The sequence below is a fragment of the Gorillibacterium sp. CAU 1737 genome, from assembly GCF_039888655.1.
Lineage (GTDB): Bacteria > Bacillota > Bacilli > Paenibacillales > NBRC-103111 > Gorillibacterium.
The window spans coordinates 135768-154129 of sequence record NZ_JBDQQO010000002.1 but is presented as its reverse complement, the minus strand read 5'-3'; the positions used below and the strand labels follow the sequence as shown (position 1 = coordinate 154129).

The window sequence follows — 18362 nt, the reverse complement described above, 5'->3', positions numbered from 1 at the left end:
AACGTGTAGTTACTTACAAAATGGAGGTTGATTACGTTATGGCGGCAAATATTCTGCAAGGTCTTAAGAAAAGAAGATCCATCTACGGAATCAGCAAGAACATCCCGGTGACCGAGGCGTACATTGAAGAGCTCGTTGCCGAGGCGGTTAAGCATACCCCCTCCTCGTTCAACTCCCAGTCTGCTCGAGTTGTCGTTCTCTTCGGGGAGCAGCATGACAAGCTGTGGACCATTACCAAGGAAACGCTGCGTAAAATCGTACCCGCCGAAAGCTTCTCCTCGACAGAGGAAAAAATCGGCTCCTTCCAAAGCGGCTATGGAACGGTGCTCTTCTTCGAGGATCAAGCCGTCGTGGAAAACCTGCAAGCCCAATTCGCGCTCTACAAAGACAACTTCCCGATCTGGTCGAATCAATCGTCCGGCATGCTTCAGCTGGTGGTTTGGACTGCATTGGCCGAGGAAGGCATCGGCGCTTCGCTTCAGCATTACAACCCTTTGATCGATGAGGAAGTAAAGCAAACGTGGAATCTGCCGGCTAGCTGGAAGCTCATTGCCCAGCTGCCTTTCGGCACACCGACAGCAGAGCCCGGCGACAAAGCGTTCCAACCCATTGAAGAGCGACTCAAAGTGTTTAAATAAGGCGTTGGAGTAAGGGGGATTCCATTGTTTAATGGCATTAATAGAAAGAATGGTTCATGCCATTAATTATTGAGAATATCCCCTCTGAAATAACTTGTTAGCCCCATGAATTATTGATTCGAACATCCAAAAGATAGGCCTCTGCCTGATGTCATGAAAGTAAAGCGCAGGGCCCAATATGAGGAAAAGAGCAGGTTATCAATAAGATAACCTGCTCTTTTTTGCATGAGAAGAACTTGGGGCTGCTATCATTACTCGTTCTCCCTTCCGCTCCTGTAGATCCAGAATTGCAAGGGAGTTTCCACATAATCGATCATTTCGTTCTTATTTGTCATGGGATTCTTATAGGTAAGCTCAAGATTCTTATAGGTAGCTAAGAAAAGGGATTCCCCGGAAGAAGAGAGATGGACCTGATGGATAAAAGCTCCCTCCGAAAACTCGGTGAAAAGGGAGTACGATTTGGTCCCTTTTGTCGTCTCGCACTTTCCTTTATAGCAGGTTGTGGTGGAGGTCTCCGATTTTCCGCCTTCCTCGAGCTTCTTTTTCCAGCTATCCGGTATTGGAGCATTTTGCGGCCCGGTAACGAATGGTTCGGCCTGCTCCGACAGCTTGCTCCATGTACCCGAAGCTGACAACCAAAGGGAATTCATCCTGCTACCGCTTAAGGCAACGGCTGTTCCCTCGGCTGATGCCCGGGGTCCTAGAACCTGCGTAGTCTTTAGATCGTCATAAGCGGTTCCCGTAGCCTGCACCCAGGACTCTCCCACCAGTTTATAGACCCCTTTGGATTCTCCGACGCCATAAACGTTGTCCCCTTGCACAAAGAGGTGATCCAACCTTACTCCACCTCCCTTCAAAGCTTGAGCTTGTCCATTCCGATACCTCCACGCTACATGATCCGAATTGATCAAATACCAGCTTTCGGCATGAAAGATCGCGTCGCTTATGGTTCCTGCTTGTTCTGAATGGGGAAGCTGAGCCCACTGATGATCGCGATATTGCCACAATCCTCCGAAATGGACTCCATAGGCCCATTGACCAAAGGAAACCGTCAGAATCCCGTCGGGGGACCAACTAAGCTCCCACAGAACTTCGGTAGCTACTGTGACATCAATCGGCTCTCCCCCATATAAACCCGTTGCTTGAGGAAGCGGAATTTGGCTCCAGGCTCCGTTCTCGAACAGCCACAACTCGTAATGCTTGTTCTCGCCCCCTACGGAAACGACAAGCTTTCCGTCCGTGGACCATTTCAGGTTTTTGATGGGCTGATTCGAGACAGGGGAACTGACTCCCCCAAAGGGTTCCCACTTTCCAGATGCGTACTGCTTGATCCCCTCATTCGTTCCTATCGTCAACAAGCCAGTTGGGGACCAGCTCACAGACGTGATCGCTGAAACATTGGGTTTAGGGAGCTGCTCCCATTTGCTTTTGTAGGTAATGGTGACGGTATTGGCCGAGGTGCTCCACTTCACATCCGCATCTAGAGCCTCCGAGATGAAACGCAGAGGCACCATCGTACTCCCGTTGATGAGCTGCGGCGAAATCGAGAGCGGCACCTTCTTCTTGTTCACGGTAGCGGTCTTGGACCCAATGGCTAGTTGGATGGTGGTGAAATCCTTGGTTGCGGTCACTTGCTGACTTGCATGATCCCACTTTACAGAGGCCTGCAGCTTTTCGAATATGCCGCGCATGGGCACAAGCACGGAGCCGTTCACCATTCGAGCGGGAGTGTCGAAGGTTTGCGTTGCCCCGTTGATGACGATCTTGATCGCCTTCTCCCCTGCTGCGTTCGCTTGTGGAAGAGGAGGAGTTGAGACAAGAAGGCAAATGAGAAGACTAAGGAATAATACCCGTTTCATAATGTGACCGCTCCCTTTATCGAAACTGATTCGGACAAGGATTTATCCTGTCTTATCGAATTATAGGGGGTTCCCTTGACACTCGTCTAACCAATATATACCATATTGGAACGATTCACTGTCGGGTCACGCCGTCTGGTATTGAAGCGCTACTCCCGCAAAACCATACGGCCGATTCGACCCATTCACCCGAGGCCAGAAGAACACGCACACTGTCCTTCCCTACCCTTGCGTGCCAAAAAACGGCGCAGGGTTTTTCCCATGCCGTTTCGGACTCCATTTTATTGTCTACTCTGCATTCGTTTGCAGGCGGTCATTGCCTTATGCTTTTGGAGGCTTGTTGTAGCCCTTTTCCCCATAAGGCTGCACTTTCTCCAACCACGGCTTCAGGAGTTGCTTTAGCTCCCAACGAATGTCGGTCACCTCGTCTGCTTCTTTTTGTTCCAAAACCTCATATTCGAAGGCATCTGCGCCGTATTGCTGCCATTCCTTTTGCAGCTCCCGATTGGCGAATCTCCCCATGTCCAGTTGCATCTTCAGGGTAATCCATTTGTTTTTCAAGTTAGAGTGGCTGTCCAGAAAGAGCTTTCCGTTCTCTTTGTTTCGAATTTGAGTGACGCCCATATAAGTCTTGATCTGTTTAAATTCTTCAAGCAGCACCTTGCGGTTCTTCTGTTCCATACCCATGCCTCCTCTCTCGTGCAGCTGCCTTACATCCCAGACAGCCGGTTAATAGCCCATTTCCTTTAGTAGCTTCGCCAGCGTGCTCAAGCGCTCGCTGATCATCTCGTCGTCTTCACTCAAAGCTTGTTGGAACAGCTTGATGTCTTGCTTGATTTTCTCGTTCTCGGTACAGATCGAAACGGTCATCGCATCTCCTTGCAAGCCGACCCGGTCAATAACGGGGTTTTGCGGATCATAGAGATCCTCGTACCGGTACGCTTCACGAAAGTGCGCCAGAGACCGACAAATCAGAATCGATAAATCAAGAACGCGATGCAGAGGAAGCTCCTCGGACTGCCTGGACCACTTCTCTCCTGTGTATCTCCAAACTTTGGCGGAAATATCGACCTTGCCTCTATCATTCCATTGAGCAAGGCCCAACGATAAGCCTTTCGCATCGGTGTTCCCAGCGAGTCGGCCGTCAACCTGCTCATAATTCTCCGACACGACAACAGGCTTATGTTTTAAGGTGGTGGGGATCTTCATCTTCTTTCCTCTTTTCATTTTTGTCTTTTACTAATTTACTAAATTACTAAATCATAAACTCATTTTAGCCCCAATTTCATCGTTCGTCAATCCGGACAGCATTCTGGGCTTCATTCCGAGCCTTCATCATGCTAGCAAGGAACCGATTAGGGCTGATCCTTACCTATGTAAGCAAAAAAATCCGGACTTCCCCTTGAGGAAATCCGGATTAGTAGAACAAACCTTGTAGCTTTTCATATTCATGTTTACATAATAAATATTATGTTATGTTTTGTCTTCTTCTATCGTTCTACTTACCGATAAATGAAGAACAAGGATGTCAGTAAAAATCCGCCAAGCAAAAGCCACCCATCCCTCGGAGTTAATCGATAGAGCGGTTTGGATGCTGGAATATCTTGACCTGTATACCCTCTCGCCTCTAGGGCAAACGCCGTTTTCTCCCCCATTTGAAGAATGGACAGGAAGAACGGAAGCAAGAGCGGCCGTAAATCACGAGGGCTGAGGCGCTTGTCCTTCCCCTCCCTGCCAAGACGGCGGATCTTGGCAATTCGAGCAAACTTCCTCCACTCCTCGCTTAGAATCACCAAATAGCGAAACAACAGCATGATCACGAGGGAAAAGGCTTCCACTGGAAACCGCAGCCTTCTCAAGGGCCGCAGCGTTTCGGTAAGTACTTGTTTCAGCTCAAGGGAGCTGTGCGTCAGAGGAAACAGCAAGCCGAGCCACAGCACGAGAAACAGCCGAAACATGCTGCGTAATGAGGAAAGGGCGTCCGTATAAGAAAAGCCCAGCCCCCCTGGAACCAAAGGCAGCCCACCGCCCTTCCAGGATAAGCCCGCGAAGAATGCGGTTATGACAACCAACCCGGCATAGTATCGGCTGAGACGGAGCAAGGGGCGAAGTTGGACCTGAAAGAAGAAGAGTACCCCGCAGGTCACCGCTAGCCCTGCGAGCAACCCCGGCCAATCGTTCTGCATCCATACCCCTACACCTAGCAGGAGGGAGAAGAGCCAAACCGCACGCGGATCGAAGCGTTTGGTAAGGCGGCGAGGCACATCCGGCTCCTGGCGGTGGATCATCCCCTCACTCGGATTTTTCTCATCGAGAAAATCGGGAATGGGATCGGGTTGCCACGCCGTAGGTGTAAGTGTGCATGGTGGATTTCGCTTCTCGCTTTGGACTCGAAGTGACGCTGCCATTCGTTTCGCCGTTTCCTTGAGAGGTTCTCCAATAAGCGGTTCTGCGATCTTCCTCTCTTTTAGCTGCGTAGAGAGCATGAGCGCTGGAGGCAGCTGGAGACCGGCCGCAAGGATTGGGCTTGGGTCGTTCCATAGCGCTTGCGGATGACCATCGAATGCTACCTTCCCGCTGTTCAGAACGATAACCCGATCTACCAGCGGCAGGAAGAACCCGGCGTCATGGCTGGCAAGGAGTACGCCGCCTTTTTGAGTTGAGCGCGATTGGAGCAGAACCTCCTGGAGACTCTCTTTCCCTTCCTCGTCGAGTCCCGATGAGGGTTCATCCAAGAGAAGCCAGTCCGGCTCCAGGAGAAGGGAAGCGGCCAGCGTGAGGCGCCGCTTCTGTCCACCGCTGAGCGAAAAAGGCGAACGCTTCAGAAACGCTTCGTCTTCCGGCAGTCCCGCGCGCCTCAGTGCTTGCTTGATCGAGACGTCTGTGCTTGCTGCAGCTTGCTGCTTCCTTCTCCTGCCCCTCCGGTTACTGAGTCCGTAATACAGCTCTTCCCGAACGGAATCCGCAAACAGCTGTTGTTCGGGCTGTGCACCCAAGTAGCCAGAGGCAAGCCGGACGTTCTCCGGGTGCTCCGGCTCCAATCGAACATAGCCGCTCGAAAGGGGGATCAATCCCGCGACTGCTTGCAGCAGCGTAGACTTCCCGGCACCGCAGGCCCCCAGCACCAGAGTGATCGTCCCGGCAGATAGCCGGAGTTCCCGTTCAGACAGGTCAAGGATAGGCTGTTCTCTATGTACAGTAAGCCGGTCAAGGATCAAATCCATTCAAGCATTGCCCTCCTCTTGCAGCTGCTCCATCCCTTGGTCGGTCAGACATGCAGCCAGTTCCTCCACCGTTAGCGGTGAGGCGGACAGCCGAACCCCTTGGTTCATGAGGGCGCGAGCCAGCTGCACCGCATAGGGCATCGATACCCCCGCTTGTTCCACTGGAGCCGATGCTCCATCCCATCCGTAATAGAAGCCTTCCGGGGTTCCCTCATAGAGCTTAACCCCGGAGGCGAGAGCAAGCAGCCGATCCGCCCTAGCCGCTTCCTCCGCCACTTGTGTACTCCATACAATGGCGTGCCCCTCGCGGCTTAAGGATTGAGCCAAGGCGAAGATACGTTCCGCTTCCGTCGAATCGAGATGAGACGTCACTTCGTCGAACAGCAGCAGCTTCGCATCAAGCGCCAGGGAGCCTGCCACCGCAGCGAGCTGCTGCTGGCCGCTCGACAGGCTGCGGAGAGGCTTCTTTTCCAGCCCTCGCAGACCGACTCGCTCCGTTATGGAGCGGATGCGCTCTGCGTGGCTTTCTCTCGGGCAACCCGCTTGCTCCAGCGAGAAGGTAAGGTCCTCGACCAGTGTCTCGCCGAGCAGTTGGACCTCCGGGTTCTGCAGCACGATGCCGACTCGGCTGCCTTCCAGCCAGCCAACGCGCAGCTCTCCACGCGACAAGGGGAGCATGCGAGCGAGCACCTGAAGCAGCGTGCTCTTCCCGCTGCCGTTCTGGCCAACGAGCGCGAGGAACTCTCCCGGGTTGAGAGAGACACTCAGCTCGTTCAAAGCGATCCGCAGGCCGGTTCCTTCCCGATAGGCCACACTTGCCCTTATCAGTTCATGAGGGTTCGTTTCCATCTCTCTCCACTCCCTTCTCGCAGCATGCTAAGACAAAGCAGACATCCTTGTGCTATAATCACGTCGAATCTAACCCAGGAAGGATGAGAGACCAACATGCAGCCCAATCGGCTTCCACTGAGGCCCATTGCCTACGTGGCTCTTTTTGCCGCAATCTTCGTTGTTTTGAGCACCGTCACGATCCCCGTCGGCCTCACCCCCGTGCCCATTACCTTGCAGACGCTGGCGCTTTTGCTCGCCGGTACCATGATCGGCGGAGGGTACGCTTTCCTGTCCATAGCCGTTGTCATCGCCCTGACGGCACTCGGTTTCCCGCTCTTGCGCGGGGCAGGGGGCTTTTCCGTTCTCGTGGGATATACCGGCGGTTTCCTCTGGCTGTTCCCTTTTGCCGCGTATGCCGCTGGGTGGTTCGCCTCCCGAATCAAAGGAACGGGACTCCTGGCCACTGTTCAGCTTAGCCTCGCCTTGATCGTGAGCAGCGCGCTCGTCTATGCAGGCGGAATTCCGTGGTATGCGCATGTGGCCGACATCTCGTTAGCCAAGGCGTTCACCCTTGCATGCTTGCCTTTTTTACCGGGGGACCTGATCAAGGTTGGCGCAGCGGTACTCATTACCCTTACCGTCCGCAAGCTTAATCTGGTGCCTCAGTTGTCCGCTAAGGATCGGATTGTTCCGCTCGATTAGTTATATCGAAACGGACGGCAATGCCTTCACCATATGATGGTATCGATGCCCAGCCAGCAGGCGTTCCCCGTCGGCGGCGTACCCTAGAGAACGATAAAGGGCTTCTGCCTTCGGCTTCTCGATGTCAACAATCAATGAGACTTTATGGTGACCCCGCTCTTCCGCATGTCGCTCGAAATCCTGAATGAGCTGACTTCCAATCCCTTGGCCTCTGCAGAGGGCGGAGACGGCTACCGAATCGAGATAGAATTCGTCCTCGCACGCCTCTTCGGGAAATGCCTTCGGGGGATCCGGCAGTCTTGCTTCCAGTGCGGCAAGCAGCGGGCGGTCCAATTCTGGAATTCGTGCGCCTGCATACATTAAGGCCATTCCTACGATCTGGCCGTCTGCTTCGGCCACGCGAATATTCTCATAGCTCAATCGGTTCGCAGGCGCTGCGATCCAATGCTCCAAGGCGTTCTTGGCTTCAAAGGGATCCTTCGTCCCGGTCAACAGAAAAGCGATATCCTCGATCGCGTCAATCAGCAGAGGGCTTACTTGCGAAGCATCCTCCGGTTTAGCAGCTCGTATCATGAGTACCTCCACTTTAATCTCATAGTAGTATAGCTTGTCTTACCGCATCTTGCATCTAGGGAGCGCAAGAGCGATTGACATACGCCAGCCTAGAGGAGGGACACACCGATGAAATGGAAAGTCTCCTGCATTCAGATGGATGTCGCTTTCGGAGAGCTTGAACCCAATTACGTCAAAGCTGAAGCGCTCCTTCGTGCCTCTGGATCCGTTCCATCCGGCAAGCCGTCCTCCCCGCATGGGAAGGCCGAGGAGGATCTGCCTTCGGTCTTGGTGCTTCCTGAGCTATGGACGACCGGCTATGCCTTGAGCGCGCTTCCCGCTCTCGCAGATGCGGAGGGCAAACGTACGCTGCTCTTCCTCTCCTCGCTTGCAGAATCGCTGGGAACCGGCATAGTCGGAGGTTCTTATGCCCGGCGAACGAAAGAGGGAATTCGAAACACGATGCCGTTCCTTGATGAAGAAGGAAGGCTGCTCGGGGAGTACGACAAGCTGCATCTCTTTGGCCCGATGCAAGAGCCCCTTCATCTGCGAGCTGGCGATCAGCTAGGTGTCGTTCGCCTGCATGATGTTCTGGTCGCGGGGGTCATCTGTTATGACATTCGGTTCCCGGAGTGGATTCGCATGCAGGCGCTGGCACACGCCCGTGTTGTCTTCGTGGCGGCGGAGTGGCCGGAAAGCCGCCTCTCCCACTGGCGTACGCTCCTGATGGCAAGGGCGATTGAAAATCAAGTCTTCGTAGTGGCCTGCAACCGGGTCGGAAGCGATCCGAACCATCGATTCGCCGGACACTCGATGATCATCGACCCCTGGGGCCAGGTGCTGGCCGAGGGCGGCGAGGACGAAGAAATCGTGAGCGCCGTTCTGGACTTTGACGAGATCGATGCAGCCCGAGCGCGTATTCCTTCCCTGCAAGACCGGCGTCCTCAGCTCTACCGGTTATAGCTTGTCACGCCACAACGAATAGCTTCTCGCATCACAACGAAAAACCGGCAACCGTACGGAGGAGTTACTCCGTGGTCGCCGGTTTTTTTGAGGTTCACGCTTCCTTGTTCAAGGCTTCGATTCGCTGCTCGATGCGCGGGAACACGCGGAAGGCGTTCTGGTAGAAGACATCCTCGTGGAAACGCTCAGGCACAAGGCGCCTGACGAATTCGGCATAGAGGTCAATCGGTGCAAGCGGCCAATCCGTGCCAAACAGCATCTTCTCGTAATTATCCGCATAGACAAGAGCCCGGCGGAAGTGATCCATGAAGAGCGGTTCGTTCCAGAATCGGTCGAACTTGGCGGCATCGCCGACCACAAGACCGGACAGATCCGCGAAAACATTCGGGTTCTTCGCCACCACCTCGGCCGCGTCCATCACCCAGGGATCGCCCAAGTGGCAGAGCATGAAGTTTACTCCGCGCTGCTGCAGAGCGAGCTCATCCACTGTAAGCGGATGGGAGTATTTCAACAGCCCGTTCATGGAGTAGGTGTCCCCGGTATGAATGACAACCGGCACCTTGTAGCGGGCGGCCAGCTCATAGATCGGCCCATAGATCTTGTCATAGACGAAATGATGATAATAGCCTGCATACAGCTTGATGCCCGCTACATCGGGAGCCTGAAGGCGCTGTTCAATCAAGTCCAGTTCCTTCTGGGCATGCTCGCTCACGAGACGGTTCGGGTTGATGCCCACGCATTCCATGAGGAACGGAGGAACTGTCTCCTCCAGATCCAGTCCCATCGGATTGGGAGAGGCAGAGTCCGGAAAAGCTCCCTTCGTCTGCTCGGTCACGCCCATTCCGATGCCGAGGACGACCCCGCTCTTATCAAATTCGGCTTTCAATCCTGCTGCGGTGTAGTCCACCTTGGACAAATCGACAGCGGTTCGATGAAAGCTGTCGATGTCCGACAGGTGAATGTGGATATCAATGATCGGCAACCCGATTCCTCCTTTGAGCGTGTGTATAAACACGTCTAGATCAATTTGAAATTGAGGTTGAGAAGCGCCTGAGCGTCAGCTGCATCGAGCTTCTTCTTGCCCGTGATGACAAAGCTTGGCTTCGTCCAGCGGGTTTCCCCGTCCGCCAGCTCCAGGCGATGGATCAATCCTTGGTTGATGAGCTTGTTGTTCATATAGACCCATCCGTGCTGATGAGGATGGGCATGGACCACATGGAGCATGCTCTCCCGATGTTTGGCACCGAAGCGGGCAAGCCCTTCCAGTCCCAGCTCACTCTCGACCTGACCGATTTCAAATCGATTATGACCGGGCAGTTCCACCCACGCTTCATCGAATACGGGAGACGGCAAGAAGAAGTTTCTCATGTTGAAGCCGAATCCGGCATGGTACAGACCGGTTTCGTTGGTCACCGACATCACCGTGCAGAGAACAGGAGCTCCGGGGAGCATGAGGTGATACTGATTGACCGTGATGCCGCGGTTCGCTTCCTGCTTCTCGATTCGCGTGGTCAGGCGCAAGCCGGTCCAGATGTTACCGAATGAGTCCGAAAGCTTTGCAAAAGCTGCGCTTCTCGGCTCTTCCTGCAAGCTGAAGGCATTCATCCCTCCGATCTCCAGTCCAAGACCGCCCAGCCATGGATTCCACCACGATTTGGGAGCTGGCTTCGGGAAGGAGGTGTCCAGCCATTCTTCACCCCGCTCCTTCAAGGAGTGAATCACATTTCCGAAAGCCGGTGTGGCGGCAATGGAGAGAACGCCGTTCGATAGAGTAAAGGTTTCCCCGATGTCGCTCTCAAGAGTCGCCGTGGATACGGCTTCCTCCGTGGTCGGGAAAACAACAGCTCGACGCTCCTGCACCCAATCCACTCCACGATAGGTAGTGTGCAGCTTTTGGTACTCCCCTGCTGCATCTTTCCACGAATCGGAGGAAACGGTCAAGCTGCCGGAATGAAGGGTTTCATCCTTGGTCCAGGAAACGGAAGTCAGCTGCCTTCTTTCGTTGCCGACCTCTTCCAGCTCCAGGGAGCAGGTGCCGATCAGCTCCACCTTCTTGTGGTCCCGCAGTTCCGCCTGAAGGTCTCCCTTCACAAAGGGATTTCCTCCATTGACGATCAACTCCAAATGGTTTTCGAGGAGCGGGATGACCGGATCGCGGCGCTTGACGGCGAAGGAACGGAAGTCCCACCAACTGGTGAAGGTTCCGAGTGCGGCGAACGTGGATGGGGTGCGGACGCTCGTCTTCGGTTCAATCTTGCCGAAGCGAGTCTCGATACCGAAATACCATTCCGTCCGGAGCAAGGTTTGCGACGCGTCCCAGGTGAACCCGTAGGATACAAAGTCATTCTTGCAGAACATCCAGTTTTCCGTAAGATGCGACGTGTCCCACATATCGGATTGCCCGGCATAGCCGTCTTCGAAATCCACAAAGCGTCCATTGTAAGGAAGAATCAGATGATTCCCGAAGAACCCGAGGTTGGTAAGCAGAATGAGGTCTTCCTCAGACGCTTCCTCATTGGTGTTGCACACCTCATAGTAGTGCTCGGTCAATCCGTTCGCCATCAGACGGGCAACCGATTTGATCTGGTACCCGGGGAAGTCCTCGGATTCATAGAGAATCTCCATGACGGTGCCATCGGTACGGGGCAGGATCTTCACTTCCTCCGCCTTCTTCTTGGAGAATTCAGCAGAGAACGGCTTGCCCAGTGTAGGCGCCATCCACGAGATATCGTTTTGGCTGTGCGGATGGTCCAGCCATAGATTGTTGTTCTGTTTCGTCAAGTGAAGGGCAACCGATCCATTGACGGCAGTCCAATGCACCCCGCTATCGCCGCCGTATTGCCCTGTGGTGCCTTTGAGCAGCACATGAAGATGACGAGTGAAGGTGAACGCTTCACCATCGGAGGGCTTGGCATGAATAGCAACGACATAGCTATACAGCGTGGGATTCTTCAGCCGGAAGGCAACCCCGACGGAAGCCTTGCTCTTCCCAGCGACCGAGAGTCGGACGTTCGGGTTCTCCCATTCTAGCGCATCGTCCGCAGGCAGTTCAAATGCGAACTCCGCTTCGGTGGCAAAGTTGTTTTCCACGTTCAGGTAGAGCCGTCCGGACACCCCGGGCACAAGCTCGAGACTCGGCAGAACCATGGAGACCTTGGCCGGGAACTTGGGTGCGATCCCGATGCGAAACTCCGCGCGAAGTCCATTGATTTTCCATTCGCTCATGACAGTCGGGTGTGTCTTCCAATCGTTTTGCTCTTCCTCGATCGGATCAAGCTGGAACTTGCCCTCCAGCACTTCCGTCGCCCCAGGAGCAATCGTCGTCTGGAACTCCGAAGCAAACCGAATGTTTTTGTCGTCTCGCCCTTTGATCTCAATTGACAGCGGTGCGCTGCTCCGGTTCACGATCTCATAGCGAATCGGATACGCCGCCCCGAAGACAAGATCGTGATCATCGATGAGCGTCTTGATTTCGTAGTCCGGAGTGCTGAGTCCGGTCAAGCCGCGGCCGGTCTTCTCAAACTCCGCACGAAGCGACAGGTCGTTCTTTTGCCAGGTGTATTCGAAGAAATCGAAGTTGCGCTCCCGGCGTCCATCCGGCTCGATGACAAGCTCACGAGTGCCGTCTTCGTACCAGTCGAGTATTTGGAAATAAGAAGCAAGCGCTTCGGTCTGCAGTACAGTAGGAATGAAGTTCAGCAGGTGAACGGAATCGTCCTTCTTCTCCCAGAAGAACCCGCATTTCTTATACATTGGAACGGCTTTCGTGTTCCCGGCCCAAGTAAACAGGTCAAGGCGCGGCCAGCCCAGTTCGACGGTCTTGCGAACGGCGTTCAGGATCAGGTTCCGCCCCACCTTGTGGCCATGATAGTCCGGGCGGACATTCAGGAGGGGGACATACAGTGCCCCTTCATCCGGTTTGTAATGCGAGAAGCTGCAAAAGCCGACGACTTCGTCTCCATCCACCGCCAAAAATACGTGAAGGTTGGTGGAATTCTCCATGTCGCGGAGTACGTCCTCTTCCGTTTTCGTGGAATTGCCGCCGCCCCAGCTTTCCGTGCTGCGGTTCCACATGTCTGCAACAGCTTTTGCATACGGCCTGCTGTATTCGATGATGCGAATCGGCTCGGCTATGGTTGCTTTCGTGTGCATGGTCATTCAGTCTCCTTTTCCTCTTGGTTATGTGAGATAGACGTAATAGTCTTGAACATCAACTTGGTGGAACCCGCAGGACTCATAGAGCCCGAGTGCCCGTTCATTACGGATTTCAACTTCCAGGCCGATCTCCGTGCAGCCCTCATCCCGGACAAGTCGGATGGATTCGCGCAGCACTTCACGGCCGTACCCCTGTCCTCGGTGATCCGGCAGGATGGCGAAGCCAAAGAAGAAGGCTCGCTCGTCGGTGCGCTGGATGCAGATTTTTCCGATCGGCTCCTGCTCCCGGTATACAAAATAGATGCGGTCCTTGGGGTAACACTCCAGCACCAGCTTAGCAAACGGCTCCGTGTCTTCCCGGGTCATGTCGAACCCTTTCATGTCCATGCGAATGGCCAGCTCCAAATCAGCCTGTTCTCCCAGACGCAGTTGAATGCGGGAAGCGCTCGGGTCTGTCTGCGTTTGAGCTTCGCTGGACCACTTCATTACATACTCGGAGAAGCTATGCTCCAGTTCGTGCCCCGCTGTGAAGGCTTTGCCGGACTCGGAACCTCCCGGACAGATCAAGAGAAGCTTCTTGATACCGAGGACTTCGCAGGACCGACCGGCTTCCTTCATTAATCGGGTAAAGATTCCCTGCCTGCGATCATTCGGATGTACCATCGCGACGATCTCCGCGGAATCCGGTTGGAAGCTATTCAGCCCGACATAGCCAACCAGTTCGCCCTCCGCATTCTGCCATAGGAAGTCGCGTTCTTCACCTGCCGTCCGGTTTTCGATCATGGTTTTATGAAGCTTTAAGGCAATGCCGTCATGTTGATTGCAGTCATTAGCCAATTTATGGATACTCCTGATTTGGTCAGCTGTTGGGACTTGCAGAACAGCCAACTGTCCGCCGGGCTCATTCTGAAGCTTTGTTTGTTCCGTCAAGCGGTGAACACTTCCTTTTCCGAATGGTTGTTCGATCTCTCTAAGGTTAAGAGTACTTCAAGTGCGGGAGGAAAAATAGGGGAACTTTTCGTTTACGGATAGTCTCCCGGCGCTGTCCGGCGAACATCTCATGGGTTTCCTGCGGCTTTGGCATTGAGTTTCCCCCGGGTCTCCGCTTATAATCAGAAGGACTCTATAGACAGGGAGCTTGAATCGAAAACCATGAGTATTTTGACGGTCAAAAACATCAGCCACGGCTTCGGCGATCGGGCGATCTTCAACGATGTGTCCTTCCGTCTTCTGAAGGGCGAGCACATCGGACTCGTCGGCGCGAACGGCGAAGGCAAGTCTACGTTCATGAACATCATCACCGGCAAGCTGGAACCCGATGCCGGGAAGGTAGAATGGTCCCGTAATGTGCGGGTCGGTTACCTGGATCAGCATGCCGTGCTTCAGAAGGGCCAATCCATCCGAGATGCGCTCCGGCTTGCTTTTTCCTATCTCTTTGAGATGGAAGCCAAGATGAATCAGTATTACACCGATATGGCAACGGCAACTCCAGAAGAGATGGAGCAGATGCTGGAGGAAGTCGGTACCATTCAGGACTCGTTGACGAGCCAAGATTTCTATGTCATCGACGCCAAGGTTGAGGAAGTCGCACGCGGACTGGGCTTGAACGATATCGGACTCGACCGGGACGTTCACGATCTGAGCGGCGGCCAGCGGACGAAGATCCTGCTCGCCAAGCTCCTGCTGGAGAAGCCGGACATCCTTCTTCTGGACGAGCCCACCAACTACCTGGATGAGCAGCACATCGAGTGGCTCAAGCGCTATTTGCAGGAATACGAGAATGCCTTCATCCTCATCTCCCATGACATTCCCTTCTTGAACAGCGTCATCAACCTGATTTACCATATGGAAAATCAGGAGCTAAACCGCTACGTCGGCGACTACGACAACTTCCTGCAGCAGCATGAAGCGAAGAAGCAGCAACTGGAATCGGCCTTTAAGCGCCAGCAGCAGGAAATTTCCGAGCTGAAGGACTTTGTAGCGCGCAACAAGGCGCGCGTGTCCACGCGTAACATGGCAATGTCTCGCCAGAAGAAGCTCGACAGCATGGATATCATCGAGCTGGCGAAGGAAAAGCCGAAGCCGGTGTTCCAGTTCAAGGAAGCGCGGGCTTCAGGCCGAACGATCTTCGAGACGAAGGATTTGGTTATCGGCTATGGCGAGCCTCTCTCCCGCCCTTTGACGCTTCTCATGGAACGTGGACAGAAGGTCGCCTTAACGGGGGCCAACGGCATCGGGAAGACGACGCTTTTGCGCAGCATTCTGGGCGAGATTCCCGCCCTCTCCGGCTCGGTGGAACGCGGAGATTATCAGCACATCGGATACTTCGAGCAGGAAGTCAAGACGGCCAACTCCAACACTTGTATTGAAGAAGTGTGGAATGAGTTCCCTTCCCTTAACCAGTTCGAGGTTCGCGCAGCTCTCGCCAAGTGCGGCCTGACGACGAAGCACATCGAGAGCAAGATCGAAGTGCTGAGCGGCGGTGAAAAAGCCAAGGTGCGCCTTTGCAAGCTGATTAACCGCGAAACCAACCTGCTCGTCTTGGACGAACCAACGAATCACTTGGACGTCGATGCGAAGGAAGAGCTGAAGCGTGCGCTCCAGGCGTACAAGGGCAGCATTCTCCTCATCAGCCACGAACCCGAGTTCTACCGGGAGATTGCAACGGATGTCTGGAATTGCGAATCCTGGACGACAAAAGTGTTTTAAACCAGAATGTATGTACAAAAGAAGCCTTCGCACGGGACGAAAGTCCTGTTGCGAAGGCTTTTTCTATGGAAAGGTTGAAATGGAGATCCAAACATGCTAAACTGATTCAGCCATTGCCTAGAAACACGAAAAAGATACATGTATCCCGTATCCTTACTTCTATTTTACACAGAGAACGCTGCAATGTCAATACCATAATAAACGAGAGGGTGACGCGTGTGTCGGAATCCATACAGGAAACAGCGGATAAACAGGATTGGGACCAAGAAACCGAGCGGCTTCATCAAGTGGGAGAACTGCTGCGTGAAGAAATCGAACGCCTGGAGCCCATGGCAGGGCACTTGCGCGAGCAAGTGGTCGACATCCGCAAAACCTTCTGGGACGGCGTGTCGATCGATCTGGGAACAGAAGACGACGTGATTGAGACCCTTGCGGCTATGCGGCAGCAAGCTGAGGTGTTGACGGAACGGGAAATCGGCCATAAGAGCGTTGCCGATCGCCTGCAAAAGTTTCGTCGCCTCCTCCCTTCGCCTTACTTTGGCCGCATTGATTTTACAGAGATGGGCGAATCGGTTTCCGAGCCCTTCTATATCGGCTTGGCTTCCTTCCAGGATGAAGAAGCGGGTGTTTTCTATGTGTACGATTGGAGAACCCCCATCGCGAGCCTGTACTACGATCACTCCCCCGGTCCGGCCGCCTACCAAACGCCGGTGACCACCATTACCGGCACGATGGATCTCAAACGGCAATTTGTGATCCGGAGCGGCAAGCTGGAGATGATGTTTGACACCGGTGACACGATCGGAGACGAGCTGCTTCAGCAAGCCCTCAGCCGGTCGGCGGATTCCCAGATGAAGAGCATCGTGGCCACCATCCAAAGGGAACAAAATCGCATCATCCGCGACCTGACTCACTCGATGCTGATCGTACAAGGAGCAGCCGGCAGCGGGAAAACTTCTGCTGCTTTGCAGCGAGTGGCTTACCTGCTCTACCGCCATCGGAATCATTTGAAGGCGGATCAAATCATTCTCTTTTCCCCGAACCCCATGTTCAACAGTTATGTGGCTTCCGTTCTTCCCGAATTGGGCGAGGAAAATATGCTTCAGACGACCTTCCAGGAATACCTCGATCATTCGCTCCGGCCCCGTTATGAGGTCGAGGATTCCTACGACCAGATGGAGTATGTACTGACCGGTCGCGAGGATGCCGACTACGAAGCCCGTATTGCGGGAATTCGGTTTAAGGCATCGGAGCCGTTCCTGGAAGCCATCCGACGTTATGTTGCGAAGGTGGGCGCTGCGGGGCTTCCCTTCCGCTCGCTGGAGAAGAAAGGGAGGGTTTACCTGACCGCTTCCGAGTTCTCCGAAGCCTTCTATCGGTTAGACCCGTCGATCAAGGTTGCCAATCGAATGGACCTCACCCGCGCGTGGGCGCTGGAAAGGCTCAAGGAACTGGAAGTGGCCGAGCGCTCCCAGGATTGGGTCACCGATGAGCTGGACTATCAGGATCGGGATCGGTACCAGGAGGCTTACATCAAGAACCGAAAACGGAGCAAGGAAGACCCCTCCTTCCACGATTCCATTCGGGAAGAAGATCTTCTTCGCCGCTTGATCGTGAAGGAGCATTTCGCTCCGCTTCGCCGATTCGTTGAGAAGCTGTCCTTTGTCGATCTGCATGCGCTGTACCGGAACCTCTTCACCGATTCTCACTTGATTCACGAGCTAGCACCGACGGATCAAGTGCCATTGGCTTGGCCTGAAATCAGCGGGATGACGCTCAAACGGCTGGAGGAGAAGAAGCTGCTGCATGAAGACGCCACTCCCTTCCTCTACTTAACCGAGCTGGTGAAGGGCTTCCAGACGAACACTCAGATTCGCCATGTGGTGCTGGATGAAGCGCAGGACTATTCCGCGTTCCAGTTTGAGTTCATCAAGAGGCTCTTTCCCCGTGCGCGCATGACGGTGTTGGGCGACTTTAACCAGGCGATCTTTACGCACTCCACCACCTTAGCCGGAGAAACACCGCTGACCAAGCTGTACGGGGCGGATCAGACCGAAACAATTCAGCTCATTCAAAGTTATCGATCGACCCGCCCGATCGTGGAGTTCACCCGGAGCTTGCTGGGAGACGGCAGCAGCATCGTTCCGTTCAATCGGGATGGCGAAAAGCCCCAGCTCGTTTACGTAAAGGATACCGAAGCACGGAAGCAACGAATTATGGATGACATTCACCGCCTTCAGGAAGAAGGCTACGAGACCGTTGCCATCCTGTGCCGGACAGCGGAAGAAAGCCGCACTGCCTATGAAGAGCTAGCTGAACTTCCCTCCACTCGATTGATTACGAAGGATAGCCAATCGTTCTCCAAGGGGATCCTCGTGATTCCCTCCTATTTGGCAAAAGGGGTCGAGTTCGATGCCGTTCTCGTGTACGATGCGTCGGAAGGAGCCTATGCCTCCGAAAGCGAGCGCAAGTTGTTCTACACAGCATGTACCCGCGCGATGCATTCCCTCATGCTCTATTCACCGGGGCCGGCAAATCGCTTCATCCAAGAAGCCGACCCAGAGTCCTATCGAACCATCGAAACCAACCTATCCTAATTCTGTTCGAAACCAAAGAATAGCGGATCCCAAAACCGTCCATTTTCCTTCAAAATGGACGGTTTTCTTGTGCCTTGCCTTACATTCACCCTCGCAAAAGGCTGCAAACTTGAATCTACTAGAAACGCAACT

At 54.1% G+C, this 18362-nt stretch carries 14 protein-coding genes; 5 read left to right on the top strand and 9 right to left on the bottom strand.

What is annotated here, in order from left to right; translation table 11 throughout:
• The first annotated feature begins 38 nt into the window (after nt 1-38).
• Nucleotides 39-638 carry a nitroreductase family protein gene (locus AAFN83_RS05080; protein ID WP_347767605.1) on the top strand — a complete coding sequence of 200 codons (600 nt, stop codon included), beginning with the start codon at nt 39-41 and terminating at the stop codon, nt 636-638.
• A 251-nt stretch (nt 639-889) separates the two neighbouring features.
• Here AAFN83_RS05080 and AAFN83_RS05075 read toward each other — a convergent pair whose 3' ends face one another.
• The 5 genes from AAFN83_RS05075 to AAFN83_RS05055 all read right to left on the bottom strand — a co-directional run bounded on the left by AAFN83_RS05075 (nt 890) and on the right by AAFN83_RS05055 (nt 6570).
• Nucleotides 890-2497, bottom strand: coding sequence for a copper amine oxidase N-terminal domain-containing protein (locus AAFN83_RS05075; protein ID WP_347767604.1), 1608 nt, complete (start codon nt 2495-2497; stop codon nt 890-892).
• Nucleotides 2498-2818: 321 nt separating this feature from the next.
• Nucleotides 2819-3178 (bottom strand): GIY-YIG nuclease family protein, encoded by a 360-nt coding sequence (locus AAFN83_RS05070; RefSeq protein ID WP_347767602.1) that lies wholly within the window; start codon nt 3176-3178, stop codon nt 2819-2821.
• A gap of 48 nt (nt 3179-3226) precedes the next feature.
• Nucleotides 3227-3706, bottom strand: a complete 480-nt coding sequence (locus AAFN83_RS05065; RefSeq protein WP_347767600.1) for a DUF6530 family protein — start codon at nt 3704-3706, stop codon at nt 3227-3229.
• Nucleotides 3707-3999: 293 nt separating this feature from the next.
• Nucleotides 4000-5721 carry an ATP-binding cassette domain-containing protein gene (locus tag AAFN83_RS05060; protein WP_347767599.1) on the bottom strand — a complete coding sequence of 574 codons (1722 nt, stop codon included), beginning with the start codon at nt 5719-5721 and terminating at the stop codon, nt 4000-4002.
• Nucleotides 5722-6570 (bottom strand): energy-coupling factor ABC transporter ATP-binding protein, encoded by an 849-nt coding sequence (locus AAFN83_RS05055; RefSeq protein WP_347767597.1) that lies wholly within the window; start codon nt 6568-6570, stop codon nt 5722-5724.
• Between the two features lie 96 nt (nt 6571-6666).
• Here AAFN83_RS05055 and AAFN83_RS05050 point away from each other — a divergent pair, with 96 nt between their 5' ends.
• The gene (locus AAFN83_RS05050) at nt 6667-7254 is read left to right on the top strand and encodes a biotin transporter BioY (protein WP_347767596.1); all 588 of its coding nucleotides are present in this window, start codon (nt 6667-6669) and stop codon (nt 7252-7254) included.
• Here the strand turns inward: AAFN83_RS05050 and AAFN83_RS05045 are convergent, their stop codons facing one another.
• Nucleotides 7255-7827, bottom strand: a complete 573-nt coding sequence (locus AAFN83_RS05045) for a GNAT family N-acetyltransferase (RefSeq protein WP_347767595.1) — start codon at nt 7825-7827, stop codon at nt 7255-7257.
• Between the two features lie 108 nt (nt 7828-7935).
• Between AAFN83_RS05045 and AAFN83_RS05040 the strand changes: the two genes are divergently transcribed.
• A complete protein-coding gene (locus AAFN83_RS05040) occupies nt 7936-8769 on the top strand; it encodes a carbon-nitrogen family hydrolase (RefSeq protein WP_347767594.1) in 834 nt (277 codons plus the stop codon).
• A gap of 94 nt (nt 8770-8863) precedes the next feature.
• Here AAFN83_RS05040 and AAFN83_RS05035 read toward each other — a convergent pair whose 3' ends face one another.
• From AAFN83_RS05035 to AAFN83_RS05025, 3 genes are read right to left on the bottom strand one after another with little or no spacing between them, the layout of a single operon-like run.
• Nucleotides 8864-9751 carry an amidohydrolase family protein gene (locus AAFN83_RS05035; RefSeq protein WP_347767593.1) on the bottom strand — a complete coding sequence of 296 codons (888 nt, stop codon included), beginning with the start codon at nt 9749-9751 and terminating at the stop codon, nt 8864-8866.
• Nucleotides 9752-9786: 35 nt separating this feature from the next.
• Nucleotides 9787-12921 (bottom strand): GNAT family N-acetyltransferase, encoded by a 3135-nt coding sequence (locus AAFN83_RS05030; protein ID WP_347767592.1) that lies wholly within the window; start codon nt 12919-12921, stop codon nt 9787-9789.
• A 27-nt stretch (nt 12922-12948) separates the two neighbouring features.
• Entirely contained in the window at nt 12949-13854 is a 906-nt protein-coding gene (locus AAFN83_RS05025; protein WP_347767590.1) for a GNAT family N-acetyltransferase, read from the bottom strand.
• Between the two features lie 222 nt (nt 13855-14076).
• On the opposite strand from AAFN83_RS05025, the gene AAFN83_RS05020 reads away from it, so the two are divergent.
• Both AAFN83_RS05020 and helD read left to right on the top strand, forming a co-directional pair.
• On the top strand, nt 14077-15633 hold the full coding sequence (locus AAFN83_RS05020) for an ABC-F family ATP-binding cassette domain-containing protein (protein WP_347767588.1): 1557 nt from the start codon (nt 14077-14079) through the stop codon (nt 15631-15633).
• Between the two features lie 218 nt (nt 15634-15851).
• Nucleotides 15852-18230, top strand: coding sequence for an RNA polymerase recycling motor HelD (helD, locus tag AAFN83_RS05015; RefSeq protein WP_347767587.1), 2379 nt, complete (start codon nt 15852-15854; stop codon nt 18228-18230).
• Nucleotides 18231-18362 lie beyond the last annotated feature (132 nt).